Below are 16,536 nucleotides of genomic sequence, written 5' to 3'. Positions count from 1 at the left end.
GGGGGCGGCCATCAGGCCGCCCCCTCTTAGCACGTCAGCGAGGTTAGTGTGCGCCGTGAGCCATGGACTCAGCGCCGTGGCCCCAGACGTAGATGCAGATGAACAGGAACAGCCAGACCACGTCGACGAAGTGCCAGTACCAGGCGGCGAACTCAAAGCCGAGGTGCTGCTTCGGCGTGAAGTGGCCGGCATAAGCGCGGATCAGGCAGACCAGCAGGAAGATGGTGCCGACCAGCACGTGGAAACCGTGGAACCCGGTCGCCATGAAGAAGGTCGAGCCGTAGACGTTGCCGCCGAACGAGAACGTCGCATGGGCGTACTCATAGGCCTGCACACAGGTGAAAAGGGCGCCGAGGATCACGGTGAGGATCAGGCCCTGCTTGAGGCCCTGGCGGTCGTTCTCCAGCAGCGCATGGTGCGCCCAGGTGACGGTGGTGCCCGAGGTCAGCAGCAGCAGCGTGTTGAGCAGCGGCAGATGCCAGGGATCGAAGGTCTCGATGCCATGCGGCGGCCACGTGCCGGGGACCGAGCAGGCCCCCATCGCCGTGCCGGCGCCGCAGCCGAACACCGCATCGCGGGTGGCATGCACCGCATCGGCCGGGAACAGCGCCGAATTGAAGAACGCCCAGAACCAGGCGACGAAGAACATCACTTCGGAGGCGATGAACAGGATCATGCCGTAGCGGTGGCTGATCTGCACCACGCGGGTGTGGTCGCCCTTGTACTGGGCTTCCTTGATCACGTCGCCCCACCAGCTCGCCATGGTGTAGAGCACGCCGATGGTGCCGACGCCGAACACGATCGGCGCGGCGGAGAACATGTGGTGCATCCAGCCGATCGCACCGAGCGCCATGATGAAGGCCGAGACCGAGCCGACCACCGGCCACGGGCTCGGGTCGACGAGATGATAGTCGTGATGCTTGACTTGCGCCTCAGCCATTGCCGTCTCTCCATTCGCGTGCCGCAAGGCACGTCTTAATCTTGAAATTCCAGAACTAGCCGCCCTTGCGCTGCTCCGCCTCGCCCGCAGCCACGGGCTTCGGCGCGGCATCGCGCACGGGGAAGAAGGTGTAGGACAAAGTGATGGTCTTCAGCGTGTCGTTCTCGCTGTCCCTGGCCAGCGCAGGATCGACATAGAACACCACGGCCATCTCGCGCTTCTCGCCCGGCGCCATGGTCTGTTCGGTGAAGCAGAAGCAGTTGATCTTCTGGAAATAGGCGCCGACCGTGAGCGGCGCGACGTTGTAGGCGGCTTGTCCGGTCGTGGTGCGCGCCGACTGGTTGGTCACGGTGTAATACACCGTGACGACCTGGCCGATCTTGACGTCGATCGTGTTCTGCTCGGCCTCGAACTTCCAGGGCAGGCCCGGCGCGACATTGGAATCGAAGCTGACCGAAATGGTGCGCGCGAGCGGCGCATCCGTCGGCACCGAGGTCGCGACCTGGGTGGTGCCGTTGAAGCCGGTGGTGCGGCAGAACCAGTTGTAGAACGGCACGGCCGCGTAGGACGCGCCGACCATCAGCACCACCACGAAGCCGCAGATCGACGCGACCACGGCGTCGCGTGTCAGCATGCGGCGCGTGACCTTGGCGCCCTCGCCTTGCGGAGCCTGCGGTGCGCCCTGGTTTGCCATCTCACTCACAGCGGCCGCACCAGCACGGCCGGCCCCTTGACGAGGGTGACGGCGAAGAACAGCACGACCATGACGCCGAGCGCGAGCGCAATGGCGATCGAGCGCTGGCGGCGGCTCTTGAGCTGCGCCTCGGTGAGGACGATTCCTTCTGGTTCGCGTTTCTCGTCCATTGGTATCCCATGCGCCCCCATCTTGCCCCCCGGCGTCCCTACCCGATGAAGACAGGCAGGATCGCGCGGACCACCACCTCGGCGAGGAGGACGGCAAACAGCGCGAACAGATAGAGGATCGAGAAGGCGAACAGCCGGCGCGTGGCGCGGTTGGCTGCAACGCCCTCACGGCGGCGATAGACCTCGATGGCGAGCCACAGCATGCCGGCGCCGAGAACCAGCGAAGTGACGCCGTAGATCGCGTCGAAATAGCCGAGCGGCCACGGCGCCAGCGCGATCGCGACCAGTACGACGGTGTAGAGCAGGATCTGCAGCCGGGTCGCGTCGGGACCGGCGACCACCGGCAGCATCGGGATGCCGGCGCGCGCATAGTCGTCGCTGCGGAACAGCGCCAGCGCCCAGAAGTGCGGCGGAGTCCAGAAGAAGATGATCAGGAACAGCAGAATCGGCTCGACCGAAAGCGAGCCGGTTGCGGCCGCCCATGCCACCACCGGCGGCAGCGCGCCGGCAGCACCGCCGATCACGATGTTCTGCGCGGTCCAGCGCTTCAGCAACATCGTGTAGATCACGGCATAGAAGAAGATGGTGAAGGCAAGCAGCGCGCCCGCCACCCAGTTGACCAGGATGCCGAGCGTCATCACCGAGAAGAAGGCGAGCGTCAGGCCGAAGGCGGCCGCCTCGGCCGGGGTGATCCGGCCGCGCGGGATCGGCCGGTTGGCGGTGCGCGACATCAAGGCGTCGACGTCGCTCTCATAGGCCATGTTGAGCGCGCCGGAGGCGCCGGCGCCGACCGCGATGCAGAGGATCGAGGTGAACGCCAGCACCGGATGGACATGCACCGGGGCGATCATCAGCCCGACCAGCGCGGTGAAGATCACCAGCGACATCACGCGCGGCTTCAACAGCGCGATGTAGTCGCCCACTTCGGCCTCGGAAATCCGGGGCAGCTCGATGGCGTTGTGATCGACAACCGACAAGATCAGGTCTCACTTCTCTCAAAAGGCGCGGCGCACCCAGGGTGCGCCGCGTTGTCTTGGACTTACTGCACGCGGGGCAGCACTTCGAACTGGTGGAACGGCGGCGGCGAGGTCAGCGTCCACTCCAGTGTGGTCGCACCCGCACCCCACGGATTGTTCGCGGCCTGCTCCTTGCGGACGAACGCATCGATCACGCCGTAGATGAAGATCAAGACGCCGATGCCGGAGATGTAGGAGCCCCAGGAGGAGATCAGGTTCCAGCCGGCGAATGCATCCGGATAGTCGACGTAGCGGCGCGGCATGCCCGACAGGCCGAGGAAGTGCTGCGGGAAGAACACCAGGTTGACGCCGATGAAGGTGAACCAGAAGTGCGCCTTGGCGATCCGCTCCGAGTACATGTAGCCGAACATCTTCGGGAACCAGTAGTACCAGCCGGCGAAGATGCCGAACACGGCGCCGAGCGACAGCACGTAGTGGAAGTGCGCCACCACGTAATAGGTGTCCTGCAGCACGCGGTCGACGCCGGCATTGGCCAGCACGACGCCAGTGACGCCGCCGACGGTGAACAGGAAGATGAAGCCGATCGCCCAGATCATCGGCGCCTTGAACTCGATCGAGCCGCCCCACATCGTGGCGATCCACGAGAAGATCTTCACGCCGGTCGGCACCGCGATCACCATCGTGGCGGCGACGAAATAGGCCTGCGTCGCCGACGACATGCCGACGGTGTACATGTGGTGCGCCCACACCACGAAGCCGATGCCGCCGATCGCGACCATGGCGTAGGCCATGCCGAGATAGCCGAACACGGGCTTGCGCGAGAAGGTGGAGACGATCTGGCTGACCATGCCGAAGGCGGGCAGGATCAGGATGTACACTTCGGGGTGGCCGAAGAACCAGAACAAGTGCTGGAACAGCACGGGATCGCCGCCGCCGTCAGCCGCAAAGAAGGCGGTGCCGAAATTGCGGTCGGTCAGCAGCATGGTGATCGCACCGGCGAGCACCGGCAGCGACAACAGCAGCAGGAACACGGTCACCAGGATCGACCAAACGAACAGCGGCATCTTGTGCAGGGTCATGCCCGGCGCGCGCATGTTGAAGATCGTGGTGATGAAGTTGATGGCGCCGAGGATCGACGACGCACCGGCCAGATGCAGCGACAGGATCGCGAAATCGACTGCCGGACCGGGATGGCCCGAGGTCGACAGCGGCGCGTACATGGTCCAGCCCGCACCGACGCCGTTGGCGCCCGGCTCACCCTCGACGAAGGTGGAGAGCAGCAGCAGCGCGAACGAAGCCGGCAGCAGCCAGAACGAGATGTTGTTCATGCGCGGGAACGCCATGTCCGGCGCGCCGATCATCAGCGGCACCATCCAGTTGCCGAACCCGCCGATCATCGCCGGCATGACCATGAAGAAGATCATGATCAGACCGTGCGAGGTCACGAACACGTTATAAGTGTGGGTTTCGTGGAATATCTGGACGCCCGGGTACATCAACTCGGCACGGATCGCGATCGACATCGCAGCGCCGATGATGCCCGCGATCACCGCAAAGACAAGGTACATCGTACCGATGTCCTTGTGGTTCGTGGAGTAGAGATAGCGCCGCCATCCGGTCGGATGGTGGGCGTGATCATCATGGGCGTGATCGTCGTGTGTCGCTGCGCCTGTCGCCATGTTCAAAATCCTGCCTTGCAGTCCCTCTCGGACCTTGCGGTCCCGTCGCCCTTATTCCGTCCGCGCCGTGAGCCGTCAGGCTTACTGCGCCGCCTGACCAGCCGAGGCGTAGGAATTCGCCGGGTTGGTCGCAAACTTCTTCTTGGCCCCTTCAACCCAGGTCGCGAACTCCTGGTCGCTGACGACCCGCACCGCGATCGGCATGAAGGCATGGTCCTTGCCGCACAGTTCCGAGCACTGGCCGTAGAACACGCCGGTCTTGGTGGCCTTGAACCAGCTCTCGTTGAGGCGACCGGGGACCGAGTCGATCTTCACGCCGAAGGCCGGCACCGCGAAGGAGTGGATCACATCGGCGCCGGTGGTCTGGATCCGCACCACCTTGTTGACCGGGACCACCATCTCGTTGTCGACGCCGAGCAGGCGAGGCTGCTTGTCCTTGTCGAGCAGCGAGTCGAACTCGAACTTGCCGTTATCCGGGTAGGCGTAGGACCAGTACCACTGCTTGCCGGTGACCTTCACGGTGAGGTCCGGCTTCGGCACGTCGAGCTCCAGAAACAGCAGGCGGAACGACGGCACCGCGATGCCGACCAGAATCAGGACCGGGATCAGCGTCCAGGCCACTTCGATCAGGGTGTTGTGGGTGGTCTTGGAGGGGACCGGGTTGGCCTTGGCGTTGAACTTCACCACCACGATGACGAGCAGCGCCAGCACGAACAGGGTGATGACGGTGATCAGCACCAGCAGGAAATTGTGAAACCAGATGATGTTTTCCATCACCGGGGTCGCAGCTTCCTGCAGCGTGTGTTCCCACGGCGCCGGCTGCCCCATTTCGGCGAAGGCCGATCCCGCGGCGACTGACGCCACACCCGCCACCGCCAACCCCAGCAATTGCCTGCCCAACCGGCCAATCGACATCTTCATGCCGTTCGCGCTCCCTTGCATTATTCCCCAACGCACCGCCGGCAATTGACCGGAGATACAGCACGATCCGCCCTGACAAATGGCCTTCCGGACATACCCGTCTCTGAGTCAAGGTGGGTACGGGAGCCAGATCGCTAGAACGCGTCGAAATCCAGCCTCTCAAACCATAATTCGCAGGCGCTCGCAATGCAGTAGTACGGCCGAAAGCCATGCGCGTGCGATGAAGCTGCCGCTCGCGATTTTTCCCGCAAAATCAAGCGAAAGTCGCCGAAACAACGCCGCGCACTGTTGACAGGGGGATTGCCGGATGTAGGCACAGACGGGATAGCCTGCAGGAACCTGATTCGCTGCGAGCTGCCCCAATCCGGCGCGGGAATGGCTTCAAGATCGCCTTCAAGGCGCCCAATTGCGGTATCAGTCGACTGATGCGTGCTACCCGGCGGCCTCGACGGCCGGACCGACCGAACAATCAAAGGATCGACCCCGGATGGGCGCTTCGAAAATTCAGGCAGGACGAAAGGCCGGCTGGCTCGGCGGCCTGCTGTTTCTGGCCCTTTCTCTCGGCCTGACCCAGCCGGCGAACGCGCAGGGCGCGGTACGCTCGGTCCATGGCGACTGGCAGATCCGCTGCGACACCCCGCCGGGCGCCCAGGCCGAGCAATGCGCGCTGATCCAGAGCGTGGTAGCCGAAGACCGCTCCAATGCCGGCCTGACCGTGATCGTGCTGAAGACCGCCGACCAGAAGAGCCGACTGATGCGCGTGGTCGCCCCACTCGGCGTGCTGCTGCCCTCCGGCCTCGGCCTGAAGCTCGACAACCAGGACGTCGGCCGCGCCGGTTTTGTCCGCTGCCTGCCCAATGGCTGCGTCGCCGAGGTCGTGATGGACGACAAGCTGCTCGGCCAGCTCAAGAACGCCAAGACCGCGACGTTTATTATCTTCGAGACCCCGGAAGAGGGCATCGGTTTCCCGCTCAGCCTGAACGGGCTGGCTGAGGGCTATGACAAATTGCCGTAGGGTGACTCACCCTGCTGCGTCACAGGCACAGCAGCACGTAGCCCCGGATGGAGCGCAGCGCAATCCGGGGCTAGTCAATCCGCGATTGGAGCGGTCCCGGGTTTCGCTGCGCTTCATCCGGGCTACGCCATCTCACCGCCCACCGCCCGCATAATAGTCGAACAACCCGCTCGCCTCCGCGGAGAGCCAGTCCGCCTCGCCCGTCATGTAGCCTTCGACCTGTCCGGTGATGCCGATCAGGAATGAGATCGGCATGCCGTAGAGCGCGAACGGCGTGTCGAGCTGGGCGGCGTCGACGCGCGAGACGAGACCGCCGGGATCGAAGCCGATCGTGAGGTGACGAAGCTTGAGCTGCCTGACGTAGGGCGCGACCAGCGCGCGGTTGCGATCGGTGCTGACAGCGACGACGACGAGATCGCTGCGGCCGCTGGCGGCGAGGCGATCCAGCATCGGAAGCTCGGTCCGGCACGCGGCGCACCAGGTGGCCCAGAAGTTCACCAGCAACAGCCTGCCTTTGAGTGCAGTGAGGTCGATCGCGCCGCCGGCCAGCGCCGGTATCGCCACCGGCGGAACCGGGCGGGCGCCTTGAACCAGCGTGAACTGATGCCGGATGGTGCCGAATGGCGGCGGTCCAGACGCTGCGCGCGTCCGCGCTGCCGGCATCGCGAGCGCGGCGCCGGCGCCGATCATGCCGGCGACGAAGGCGCGGCGGGTGGGCACGCGAACTGACGTCATGTTGGAGTTCTCCGCTCGGGCTTGTTCGCTCAGGACCGGATGTAGGACCAGCCGGCTTCTTGCAATTCGATGATGCGTCCGGGCCCGTTCGGCACCAGATCGACATTGTCGAGCAGGACCAGCGGATGTCCCTCGGCGCGTTCCATGCCGAGCTTGGTGGCTTCACAGACCACGAAGCGGATGTCCGGCGTGAGCCCCCGCACCACCCGCAACAAATCCTTCACCGGCGAGGTATCGGCGCGCAGCATGTGGACGCCGGCATTGTAGGCAACGACCTCGATCTCGAACGGCTCGTTGCGCTCCCGATAGTGTTTCGGGAGGTTGAGCGCGGTCGAGATCAGCGCACGCATCGTGGTCGGATCATCCGAGTTGATCGGCAAGACCACATGGTGCACGCGCGGCTCCGCCTTCTTCAGCTCCGGCTTGGAGACCGCCGCTACCGAACCGGTGAGCAGCAATGTCACGGCGAACGGCACCGCGAAGGCCAGTACGAGCCCCGCGGCCAGCGTCAGGATGCGGCGAGAGACTCGCATCGCACCCACCTCACGGTGCGCTCGGGACCAGGGCGAACTGGCTGCGCTTGGCGTAGGCGACGATCGCGCTCAACGTCAGCAGCACCAGGGCGGGCACCGGCGAGCCACCGATCAGGAACAGATGCGTGATGGTGGCGCCGATCATGATGCAGCTCAGCAGCAGGCCGCCGAAGGCCGCGACCGGGGGCACCAGGATCAAGACCGCACCGAGCAGCTCGAGCGATCCGGTGAAATAGCGGAACCACTGGCCGAGCCCGATATGCTCGAATTCCGCGACCAGCATCGGCACGCCATAGAGCTTGGCGGCGCCCGCAGCGGCAAACGCCAGAGCGAGCAGCCCCCTGACGACCCACAGGGTGACCGATTTCCAGCGCGACGGCGCGGCGGTAACGGCAACAGACATTGATGGCTCCCCAATTGTTCGTATCGACCGGACCGCGCGGCCACCCGCCCATTTCGGTGACCGGCCCACGGCTTTCGATGCACTAAATTCGGGAGTAAGATGAAAAGAACAAGTAGGATGCTTTTTGTGAGGTAGTATGAAAAAACTGACCATTGAGCCCGCCGAGCCTCCGGCGGCACCCCAGCCGTGCAATGGCGACCTGTCGGCGCAATTTCATCGGGCGCTGTCGGTGCTGGCCGGGAAATGGAAGGGCGACATCCTCTGGCAACTAGTCGAGCGCAAGCGCCGGTTCGGCGAATTGCGGCAGGCGATCCCCGGCGTGACCCAGCACATGCTGACCACCCAGCTGCGCGATCTCGAGGCCAACGGCCTAGTCAAGCGCACGGTTTATCCCGAGGTGCCGCCGCGGGTTGAGTACGAGATGACGCCGTCAGCCAAGGCGCTCAAACCGGTGTTCGATGAACTGTACCGGTGGGCGCAGGAGCATGGTTTCCCGACCTCGGCGCAGGGCGCCGCCGGTGGCGCGCAGCCGAAGCCGGCACCGCAATCGAGCGATGCCGACGAGCCGGAAAGCCAGCCGCGGAAGGCGGATCGGCGCGGGGTGATGACGACAAGGTGACGATCGCGTGGGGCTGCCGTGATCGACCGCATAGCCGCAGGCACTCCCGGTTTGCCGCCCCAAACACTATCTTTGCCGATCGCCGTCCAGGCCTGAACCGGGACCGGCACAGGTTTCCGGGTTGTAAGGTGAGTTTTCCGCTCGTCTCTGCTTCAATCGCCCGAAAGTCCTGCTGCGGGTTCCGCACTGGCAATCAGCTGCGCTTCAGGCAAGGATGACAGGGAACGCCTAAGGAATCGCACTGCGTCGGAGTGACCATGACCAATCCTGCCACCACCTCCCTGCTCGACCGCGCCAATCTGGACCGCGATGCCGTCCGCCGCGAGGTGTCCCGCGGACTTGAAGGCGCCGACGACGGCGAGTTGTTCCTGGAGTTCGGGCAGACCGAGGCGCTGGTGTTCGACAACGGCCGACTGAAACAGGCGACCTACGACACCTCGCAGGGCTTCGGCCTGCGTGCCGTCAAGGACGACGCGGTCGGCTATGCGCATTCCTCCGACGTCTCGATCCCGGCGCTGATTCGCGCAGCGGACGCGGTGGCGGCGGTGCGCGGCGGCTATGCCGGGACTTTCACCGCGGCGCCGGCCCACACCAATGTCAGGCTCTATGGCGACGAGAACCCGCTGGATGGCCCAGCGTTCGAGGCCAAGGTCAAGCTGCTCGGCGAGATCGACGCCTATGTCAGGGACAAGGACCCGCGGGTGCGGCAGGTCTCGGCCAGCCTCACAGCGACCTGGCAGGTGGTGGAAATCCTGCGGCCCGACGGCGAGAGCTATCGCGACATCCGCCCGCTGGTGCGCGTCAACATTTCCGTGGTCGCCGGTCAGGGCGACCGGCAGGAGAGCGGCAGCAAGGGCTATGGCGGCCGCGAGGGCTATGCGCGCTTCATCGAGACCAAGGCCTGGCGCGATGCCGCCGACGGCGCGCTGCGCGAGGCGCTGGTCAATCTCGAATCGGTGCCCGCGCCCGCCGGCGAGATGGACGTCGTGCTCGGCGCCGGCTGGCCCGGCGTGATGCTGCATGAAGCCGTCGGTCACGGGCTCGAGGGCGACTTCAACCGCAAGCAGACCTCCGCTTTCGCCGGCCTGATGGGCCAGCAGGTCGCGGCCAAGGGCGTTACAGTGGTCGACGACGGCACCATGGCGTCGCGCCGCGGCTCGCTGTCGATCGACGACGAAGGCACCCCGACCAACCGCACCGTGCTGATCGAGGACGGCGTTTTGGTCGGCTACATGCAGGACCGCCAGAATGCCCGCCTGATGGGCATGAAGCCGACCGGCAACGGAAGGCGGCAGAGCTATGCCCATGTGCCGATGCCGCGCATGACCAACACCTACATGCTGTCGGGCGATCGTGACCCGGCGGAGATTCTCGCCTCGGTGAAGAACGGCATGTATGCCGCCAATTTCGGCGGCGGCCAGGTCGACATCACCTCGGGCAAATACGTGTTCCAGTGCACCGAGGCCTACAAGATCGAGAACGGCAAGCTCGGCGCGCCGCTGAAGGGCGCCATGCTGATCGGCAATGGGCCGACCGATCTCCACAGGATCACCATGATCGGCAACGATCTTGCGCTGGATACGGGAATCGGCACCTGCGGCAAGAACGGCCAGGGTGTGCCGGTCGGCGTCGGCCAGCCGACGCTGCGGATGGAACGGATTACGGTCGGAGGAACGGGCTAGTGAGCAGCGGAAACGAAGTCGTGGCGGCCAAGCCGACCAGCTGGCGCGGGCAGGCCGTGCAACTGGCGGCGATCGTGGCCGTCGTGTTCCTCGCCAAGGGCGCGATCGCCGAGCCGTTCTACGTGCCGTCGGGCTCGATGGAACCGACGCTGCTGATCGGCGACGCGCTGGTCGCCTCGAAATTCCCCTATGGCTACGGCGCGGCGTCGCTGCCGATCCAGATCACGCTGCCGGAGACCGGCCGGGTGTTCGGCGAGACGCCGAAGCGCGGCGACGTCGTCGTGTTCCGCTGGCCGGGCGACCGCTCGCAGGCCTGGGTCAAGCGCGTGGTCGGGCTGCCCGGCGATCGCATCCAGATGCGGCAGGGCCAGCTCTTCATCAACGATCATCCAGCGGCACTGAAGCCCGATGGCACCGGCTTTGCCGAAGACGATCGCGGCGGCGGCGAGGATGCCTACCGCTATATCGAGACGCTGCCGAACGGCGTCAGCCACGCGATCTTCAAGATCCGCGACAATGGCAGGCTCGACAACACGGCCGAGGTGACGGTGCCGCCAGGCAATCTGTTCGTGCTCGGCGACAATAGGGACAATTCCGCCGACAGCCGCGTCCCGGTGCGCGACGGCGGCGTCGGCCTGTTGCCGATCGACAATCTGATCGGCCGCGCCGATGCCGTGGTCGGCTCCTGGGACATGGGCATCCGCAGCCAACCGGTCTGGACCTGGCTCTCCGGCTTCCGCCTCGCACGCTTCTTCACCTCGGTGCAGTAAGCTCTAACGGACCCGTAGCCCGGATGGAGCGCAGCGCAATCCGGGATCTCTCGCTCGGCAAGATGTCCCGGATTTCGCTTCGCTCCATCCGGGCTACATTCTTTATGGGATGATTGCCGTGACCTTCGACGACATCAGGCGCATTGCACTGGCGTGGCCGGAGGTCGAGGACGGCTCTTCCTACGGCACGCCGGCGCTGAAGGTGCGCAAGAAGATGCTGGTGCGGCTCAAGGAAGACGGCGACAGCCTGGTGGTGCCCGGCGTGCCGCCCGATGAGCGCGACATGCTGGTCGAGAGCCAGCCGACGGCGTTCTACTTCACTGATCACTACCACGACTATCCGATCGTGCTGATCCGCCTGTCGAAGGCCAAGCGCACGACCGTCGAGCCGCTGCTGCGCCGGCACTGGCGCACGCTGGCATCGAAGAAAGCGGTCAGGGACTACGACGCGACCGTTCCATCGTGACGCAAGACCAATTCCTCACTGCTGTGCTGCGCAACCCGGTCAATCAAGCGATAACCGACGAGCTGCACCGCGTTGCCCTGCCCGACGCCTGGCTGGTGTCCGGCTGCCTGGTGCAGACCGTGTGGAATGTGCTGACCAGCCGGCCGATCGATCACGGCATCGGCGACTACGACATCTTCTATTTCGATCCGGATACGTCGTGGGAGGCCGAAGACGTCGTCATCCGCGACCTCAAGGCGCGGCTTGGTCATCTCGGTGTCGCGATCGAGGCGCGCAACCAGGCCCGCGTCCATCTCTGGTATCCCGACAAGCACGGCCTGCCCTACCCCGCGCTGTCGCGCTCGACCGACGGCATCGATCGCTTCCTCACCGCGACCACGCAGATCGGTATCCGCCGCAGCACCGATGTTTGCGACGTCTATGCGCCGAACGGTTTCGACGATGTCGCCGGCATGATCGTGCGGCCGAACCTCACCGCGAATTTTTCCGCGGCGAATTATGCGAACAAGGCCGCGCGGTGGAAGGCGTTGTGGCCGGAGGTCACGGTGCTGGCGCCGGAGTAGCCTGTCGTCCCTGCCTAGTGCGCAATTGCGCACGGGAGCAGGGACTCATAACCACAGATGGAGGTTGTTGGGCGGTCCTGAAATGACAAGTCCCATTCGCCACGTCCGCCGCGGAGTATGGGTCCCTGCTTTCGCAGGGACGACGATGTATGTGCGGCCCTAACGCACCACGCCTGACGTGAACCCCGCCTTGCGATGCTGCGTGCCTGATCTAGGCGTAGATGATCAAGCTCAGACTCACCAGGAAAATCACGGCAACGCCAAGCAAGATGGACAGCAGGAACCAGTACCGGTCAAACATCGACGTCTCCAAAGGAGTTCTCCCAGCTTGTTGATTGGTATCAGCGGACAGCCGCGAGATGCATGTCGCCCAACGTCGTCGGCAGGCTACGCGTAATGAGGTCGACAATCGCCCGGTGCAGGCCCTCATCGTTGCCATCGCCCGAGCTGATCGGAAAATTCCCGTCGACCGGCCGGCTCGGACCGGCGAGCGGGACATTCCCGGCATTGCCCAGCGGCTGGGCCGCCTTCTTGTCGATGACGTCAAACGTCTTGCCGTCGATCACTCTGATTTCGTAGAGCGCATAGATCTGGCTGTAGGATTCCGTCACCGTGCGGTAAGTGATGAAGCCGACGCCTTCGACCTTTCGGTGGCCGCCACCGTAGACCGCCTGCGCCTTGGTGATGACGATATACGCATCGAGCCCTTGCGGAGACACTTCGGTTCGAACCAGCTGCTTGAACGGATCGCCGCGAACAAGGTTGGCGGGCGTGAACACGGAATCCTTGATCGTGGCAAAGGCGGAACGGCTGTAGGTGACCGGCTGCACCTGAAAGCGGCCGCCCAGCGCCGCCGTCGCCTGCTGGACGATCAGATCATCAAGTCCCCACGGCTCGATAGGGAAGCTTTTGCTGCCATTGTCCAGGCCCGTGAGCCCTCCCTTGGCGACGGTCACTTGATCGCCGACCGCCGAAATGATGCCGACGGTCTTGACCGCCTGCAGCTTGCTGTCGCTGGTCGCAAACGTCGCGCACCCGGCCACATTTGCGGCGACAAGAACGACCGCCGCGAAGCTCGCACATCGACCGCTGCGGCGCATGGGCACTCATTGAACCTTGACGTCGAATGAATAGGAGGCGCCGACGCCGAACGTAGTCTGATTTGCCGAGCCGCGGACCGTCACGATCGGGCTCTTCGCGGCGTCGCCGAGCAGTCGATCATATTCGACATAGGAATGAACTTCCCACTTCGGATTGATCCGATACGACAGCTGCGCGCCGACGCCGGCCGAATGCGCCCCGCCTTTGGCGTCAAAGACCGGCAGCCCGGTCGCCATCGCATGCACGGTATCGATGCTGAAATAGGGCGAGACCGCCTTCGCAGTCTCCACCGTGAAGCGCGGTCCGGCGGAAACGGTGAAGCCACCAAACACCGGCACGATGAAGTCCGCCGAGAAGTCGGAAACGATGCCGTGGTGCCCGCCAAGGCCCTGGCGCGTCTCGTTGCGCACACGAAACCAGTCGACCGGAAAGTATTCGACGAATCCGCCGAGCTCGAAGGCCGCGCTGACGTCAGCAAGACCGTTGAGCTCGGAATACCTGCTCGCTCTTCGCGACGTCACGAACTTGCCGACGGGGCCGGCCCGAAAATCACCGAAGTCGACGATCGCGATGCTTGCGTTGTCGCGCGGGCTGCGAAACTGGTCGACGGTGCCGGGGCGACGGATCGCGAAAATCGGGACCGGGGCGAACTTGCTGTGGTTTGTACCCTCGAAGTCCGGTCTGGACGCCCCGCTCGCGCCAATCATCACAGTCCAGTTGCCCGAGACCGAGGGCAGGAAAGGGACTGAAAAAGGCGGAGCCGGCAACGTGAACGCGGTTTGCGCGGCAGCCTGACCGGGAAAGGCCGCGACAACGCCGAATGCGGCAGGAAGAGCAGCAACGACGGCACGACGCGCGGCCTTCGCCGCGCAAGAACGGGAGAACTCTCGCATGGCGGAATGCTCAAAACCTCTGACCTGGGCCTTGTGGGAAGGGTTGCTGCATGGTCGCGGGTAGGTGGCCTGTGAACATTGCCCGAAGATTGCCGCGCCGCGAGCGCGCGCAAGACGCGAAAGATTCGTGGCTTGTCTCGTCAAAGCGGACTGTCGATAGGTGCTGTGAGCGCTGAACCATCGCTGGCGCGATGCCGACACAATCGTCTGCAAGATCATCGGCCGACCATGCGAGGGAAGGTCTGTGCGCTTTCTCGTGATCGAAGACGAACCGCAAATCGCCGCCTATCTCGACCGGCTGCTCGGACAGCTCGGCGGCGTTATCGACATCGTCGAATCCGTTACGGATGCGAGACATGCGCTCAGCAGTTTCAACTACGATCTGGCGATCGTCGACCGAATGCTGCCCGATGGCGATGCGCTCAATATCGTCACGACGCTGAGCCGACAGCCGGACAGGCCGGCCATCATCATGCTGACCGCCAAGGACGCCAAGGAAGACGTGATCGACGGGCTGAACGGCGGCGCCGACGACTATCTGGGCAAGCCCTTCGAGCCGCAGGAGTTCATCGCGAGAGCACGGGCCGTGCTGCGGCGGCCCCGCGTATCCGTGTCGTCAATGCTCTCGTTCGGCAATGTCGAACTGAAGATCGGCACCAACGAGGCGACCGTCGCCGGCCACAAGGTCCTGCTCCGGCGCCGCGAGGCCTTGATCCTCGAGGCGCTCTTGATGCGACGCGACCGCGTCATCGCCCGCGAGGCACTGATCGAGGCCATCTACGGATTCGACGACGAGATCGAATCCAACACGCTCGAGTCGCAGGTGTCTCGGCTTCGCAAGAGGCTGTCCGAACTTGGCAGCAACGTCGAGATCCGCAGCATGCGCGGCATCGGCTACATTCTGAGGATGGCAAATATCCGATGACGTCGATCGCGCGGACATTGACGCTCTCGCTCGGGACGGCCGCCGCCGTGATTTTCTTCGCCGCGCTCGGCCTCGTCTTCTGGCTGTTCATCGCGCAGGAGCCAGAACGCAGCGGCTGCTTTGCGGCCGCCTACGTTCTTGGTCGCGCCACCGAGGTCAACCCCGGCGACGGGGTCACAGTCCGCCCCACCGCCCGATTGGAAGAGCTGAAATCCCAAAGTCCGGATCTGTGGTACGTCGTGGCTTACGGCGATATGACAAGCGAATTCGGGCGCGAGCGCAGGCCACAGCTTCCGGTTTCGCTGCCCTTTGTCGGGCCGAGCGGTCTTTCCATGCTCAAGTCGCTCGACAAGAAAAGTTCGTTCTGCATGGTCGTCATGCACACCGGCCACGTCCCCGAACTCGTGATGATGATCGGAAACGCCCACGTCCGTCCTGACCAGATCGCGATGTGGTTCATCCTGAAAAATCTGTTGGAGATTTCCCTCTACGCGGCGGGGTACGTATTGATCGTGGCGATCGGCGTGTTCCTCGCCGCGCGCTTCGTGGCGCGCAGCATCGAACGGGTGACGAAGCTTGCGCTCGCGATCGATCCGGCCGCGCCGCAGGGATCGATTTCGCTCGATCGGGTCCCCGCAGAACTGAAGCCGCTGGCGACAGCGCTGAACCGCGCGTTTGATGAAATCCACGCCTACATCCGGACGCAGCGCCGGTTCCTGGGCAACGCCGCCCATCAGCTCCGCACCCCCCTGACGTTGCTGCGCGCAAGGGTCGAGGACGTGGCCGATCCCGCCTTGCGGGTGGAGCTGATTCACGATGTCCGCCGGCTGACATCGCTTGTTTCGGCCATGCTGGACCTGGCGCGGCTGCAAAACGGGACGCTCGAAAAGCGGCCGATCGACCTTGCGACCGTGACGCGCGACGTGCTGGCAGATTTCAGCCCGTCGGCTTTGGACGCCGGGATCGAACTCTCGCTGGAACACAGCGACGAACCGGCCACCACGGTACAGGGCGTCGAAGCTGCTATCAGGAGCGCGCTGGCCAACCTGGTCGGCAACGCACTGATTCACGCCCGGGGCGCCCGATGCATCAGGGCCAGCCTCAGCCGCGGCCGCGTATCGATCAGCGACGACGGCGCCGGACTCGCTCCGGGCTCGGAGCGCAAGCTGATCGAGCCATTCCAGACCGGCGGCACGGCCAGGAACAGCGCCGGCCTCGGCCTGTCGATCGTGCAGGAGATCATGGCCTCACATGGCGGTGAGCTCGTCATTGCGTCGAACCGTGGACAGGGAACGACCGCTTGCCTTCGCTTTCCGGAGGCCGCGTTGGCCATGCCAATTCAGCGCGCGGCCGGGGTAACCTGAGAGCGGCCGGTTGATGCGGATCGGATGGGCGATCATCGCGTCCAGAGGCCGGTCAACACCCAGCGACGCATCCGGGAGCCCGAGCG

At 64.6% G+C, this 16,536-nt stretch carries 19 protein-coding genes; 8 read left to right on the top strand and 11 right to left on the bottom strand.

Translation table 11 applies throughout. The features are described from left to right. Positions 1-43 precede the first annotated feature (43 nt). The 6 genes from JQ573_RS37455 to coxB form a co-directional block, all read right to left on the bottom strand. Positions 44-940: a cytochrome c oxidase subunit 3 gene (locus JQ573_RS37455; protein WP_212319921.1), complete on the bottom strand. Its 897-nt coding sequence runs from the start codon at positions 938-940 to the stop codon at positions 44-46. Positions 941-995: 55 nt separating this feature from the next. Beyond that, a complete protein-coding gene (locus tag JQ573_RS37450; protein ID WP_212319961.1) occupies positions 996-1,634 on the bottom strand; it encodes a cytochrome c oxidase assembly protein in 639 nt (212 codons plus the stop codon). Between the two features lie 5 nt (positions 1,635-1,639). Further along, on the bottom strand, positions 1,640-1,804 hold the full coding sequence (locus JQ573_RS37445; RefSeq protein ID WP_176528844.1) for a CoxF protein: 165 nt from the start codon (positions 1,802-1,804) through the stop codon (positions 1,640-1,642). A gap of 38 nt (positions 1,805-1,842) precedes the next feature. Continuing rightward, positions 1,843-2,781: a heme o synthase gene (locus tag JQ573_RS37440; protein ID WP_212319919.1), complete on the bottom strand. Its 939-nt coding sequence runs from the start codon at positions 2,779-2,781 to the stop codon at positions 1,843-1,845. 62 nt (positions 2,782-2,843) lie between these two features. Next, complete coding sequence (gene ctaD, locus JQ573_RS37435; RefSeq protein WP_176528842.1) at positions 2,844-4,460, bottom strand: cytochrome c oxidase subunit I; 1,617 nt, start codon at positions 4,458-4,460, stop codon at positions 2,844-2,846. Between the two features lie 81 nt (positions 4,461-4,541). Beyond that, positions 4,542-5,381, bottom strand: a complete 840-nt coding sequence (gene coxB / locus JQ573_RS37430; protein WP_097676655.1) for a cytochrome c oxidase subunit II — start codon at positions 5,379-5,381, stop codon at positions 4,542-4,544. Positions 5,382-5,868: 487 nt separating this feature from the next. Here coxB and JQ573_RS37425 point away from each other — a divergent pair, with 487 nt between their 5' ends. Continuing rightward, positions 5,869-6,396 carry an invasion associated locus B family protein gene (locus tag JQ573_RS37425; RefSeq protein ID WP_212319917.1) on the top strand — a complete coding sequence of 176 codons (528 nt, stop codon included), beginning with the start codon at positions 5,869-5,871 and terminating at the stop codon, positions 6,394-6,396. A 132-nt stretch (positions 6,397-6,528) separates the two neighbouring features. On the opposite strand, the gene JQ573_RS37420 is transcribed toward JQ573_RS37425, so the two are convergent. Genes JQ573_RS37420 through JQ573_RS37410 form a run of 3 tightly spaced genes read right to left on the bottom strand, consistent with a single transcriptional unit; the run spans position 6,529 to position 8,067 of the window. Then, a complete protein-coding gene (locus JQ573_RS37420; protein ID WP_249132708.1) occupies positions 6,529-7,131 on the bottom strand; it encodes a TlpA disulfide reductase family protein in 603 nt (200 codons plus the stop codon). Positions 7,132-7,160: 29 nt separating this feature from the next. Further along, on the bottom strand, positions 7,161-7,664 hold the full coding sequence (locus JQ573_RS37415) for a DsrE family protein (protein ID WP_212319915.1): 504 nt from the start codon (positions 7,662-7,664) through the stop codon (positions 7,161-7,163). 10 nt (positions 7,665-7,674) lie between these two features. Then, complete coding sequence (locus JQ573_RS37410; RefSeq protein WP_212319913.1) at positions 7,675-8,067, bottom strand: DoxX family protein; 393 nt, start codon at positions 8,065-8,067, stop codon at positions 7,675-7,677. Positions 8,068-8,203: 136 nt separating this feature from the next. On the opposite strand from JQ573_RS37410, the gene JQ573_RS37405 reads away from it, so the two are divergent. The 5 genes from JQ573_RS37405 (at position 8,204) to JQ573_RS37385 (ending at position 12,167) form a co-directional block, all read left to right on the top strand. Then, a complete protein-coding gene (locus JQ573_RS37405; RefSeq protein WP_212319911.1) occupies positions 8,204-8,686 on the top strand; it encodes a helix-turn-helix domain-containing protein in 483 nt (160 codons plus the stop codon). A 257-nt stretch (positions 8,687-8,943) separates the two neighbouring features. Further along, positions 8,944-10,368 carry a metalloprotease TldD gene (tldD, locus tag JQ573_RS37400; protein WP_212319909.1) on the top strand — a complete coding sequence of 475 codons (1,425 nt, stop codon included), beginning with the start codon at positions 8,944-8,946 and terminating at the stop codon, positions 10,366-10,368. Next, complete coding sequence (gene lepB / locus JQ573_RS37395; protein WP_207834863.1) at positions 10,368-11,138, top strand: signal peptidase I; 771 nt, start codon at positions 10,368-10,370, stop codon at positions 11,136-11,138. The genes tldD and lepB overlap by 1 nt, the downstream gene beginning before the upstream one ends. A 118-nt stretch (positions 11,139-11,256) precedes the next feature. Next, positions 11,257-11,604, top strand: a complete 348-nt coding sequence (locus tag JQ573_RS37390) for an MmcQ/YjbR family DNA-binding protein (RefSeq protein WP_212319907.1) — start codon at positions 11,257-11,259, stop codon at positions 11,602-11,604. After that, positions 11,601-12,167 carry a nucleotidyltransferase family protein gene (locus JQ573_RS37385; protein WP_212319905.1) on the top strand — a complete coding sequence of 189 codons (567 nt, stop codon included), beginning with the start codon at positions 11,601-11,603 and terminating at the stop codon, positions 12,165-12,167. The genes JQ573_RS37390 and JQ573_RS37385 overlap by 4 nt, the downstream gene beginning before the upstream one ends. 341 nt (positions 12,168-12,508) lie before the next feature. Here the strand turns inward: JQ573_RS37385 and JQ573_RS37380 are convergent, their stop codons facing one another. Together JQ573_RS37380 and JQ573_RS37375 are read right to left on the bottom strand one after the other, a co-directional pair. Then, positions 12,509-13,123: a hypothetical protein gene (locus JQ573_RS37380; RefSeq protein WP_312011737.1), complete on the bottom strand. Its 615-nt coding sequence runs from the start codon at positions 13,121-13,123 to the stop codon at positions 12,509-12,511. A gap of 150 nt (positions 13,124-13,273) precedes the next feature. Then, the gene (locus tag JQ573_RS37375; RefSeq protein ID WP_249132707.1) at positions 13,274-14,380 is read right to left on the bottom strand and encodes a MipA/OmpV family protein; all 1,107 of its coding nucleotides are present in this window, start codon (positions 14,378-14,380) and stop codon (positions 13,274-13,276) included. Between the two features lie 25 nt (positions 14,381-14,405). Between JQ573_RS37375 and JQ573_RS37370 the strand changes: the two genes are divergently transcribed. Together JQ573_RS37370 and JQ573_RS37365 are read left to right on the top strand one after the other, a co-directional pair. Further along, positions 14,406-15,086 (top strand): response regulator transcription factor, encoded by a 681-nt coding sequence (locus JQ573_RS37370; RefSeq protein ID WP_212319901.1) that lies wholly within the window; start codon positions 14,406-14,408, stop codon positions 15,084-15,086. Further along, positions 15,083-16,450 carry a HAMP domain-containing sensor histidine kinase gene (locus JQ573_RS37365; RefSeq protein ID WP_212319899.1) on the top strand — a complete coding sequence of 456 codons (1,368 nt, stop codon included), beginning with the start codon at positions 15,083-15,085 and terminating at the stop codon, positions 16,448-16,450. Before JQ573_RS37370 ends, JQ573_RS37365 begins: the two co-directional genes overlap by 4 nt. Positions 16,451-16,536: the final 86 nt, after the last annotated feature.

Source organism: Bradyrhizobium sp. AUGA SZCCT0105 (assembly GCF_018129565.1).
GTDB lineage: Bacteria > Pseudomonadota > Alphaproteobacteria > Rhizobiales > Xanthobacteraceae > Bradyrhizobium.
This window is presented reverse-complemented; position numbering and strand designations above follow the sequence as displayed.

Bases quoted from the DNA above. Each gene is read 5' to 3' on its own strand.
- JQ573_RS37450 (WP_212319961.1), bottom strand. From the start codon at position 1,634: ATGGCAAACCAGGGCGCACCGCAGGCTCCGCAAGGCGAGGGCGCCAAG.
- JQ573_RS37365 (WP_212319899.1), top strand. From the start codon at position 15,083: ATGACGTCGATCGCGCGGACATTGACGCTCTCGCTCGGGACGGCCGCC.
- JQ573_RS37410 (WP_212319913.1), bottom strand. From the start codon at position 8,067: ATGTCTGTTGCCGTTACCGCCGCGCCGTCGCGCTGGAAATCGGTCACC.
- tldD (WP_212319909.1), top strand. From the start codon at position 8,944: ATGACCAATCCTGCCACCACCTCCCTGCTCGACCGCGCCAATCTGGAC.
- JQ573_RS37425 (WP_212319917.1), top strand. From the start codon at position 5,869: ATGGGCGCTTCGAAAATTCAGGCAGGACGAAAGGCCGGCTGGCTCGGC.
- JQ573_RS37445 (WP_176528844.1), bottom strand. From the start codon at position 1,804: ATGGACGAGAAACGCGAACCAGAAGGAATCGTCCTCACCGAGGCGCAG.
- ctaD (WP_176528842.1), bottom strand. From the start codon at position 4,460: ATGGCGACAGGCGCAGCGACACACGACGATCACGCCCATGATGATCAC.
- JQ573_RS37375 (WP_249132707.1), bottom strand. From the start codon at position 14,380: ATGATCTTGCAGACGATTGTGTCGGCATCGCGCCAGCGATGGTTCAGC.
- JQ573_RS37405 (WP_212319911.1), top strand. From the start codon at position 8,204: ATGAAAAAACTGACCATTGAGCCCGCCGAGCCTCCGGCGGCACCCCAG.
- JQ573_RS37455 (WP_212319921.1), bottom strand. From the start codon at position 940: ATGGCTGAGGCGCAAGTCAAGCATCACGACTATCATCTCGTCGACCCG.
- coxB (WP_097676655.1), bottom strand. From the start codon at position 5,381: ATGAAGATGTCGATTGGCCGGTTGGGCAGGCAATTGCTGGGGTTGGCG.
- JQ573_RS37420 (WP_249132708.1), bottom strand. From the start codon at position 7,131: ATGACGTCAGTTCGCGTGCCCACCCGCCGCGCCTTCGTCGCCGGCATG.
- JQ573_RS37415 (WP_212319915.1), bottom strand. From the start codon at position 7,664: ATGCGAGTCTCTCGCCGCATCCTGACGCTGGCCGCGGGGCTCGTACTG.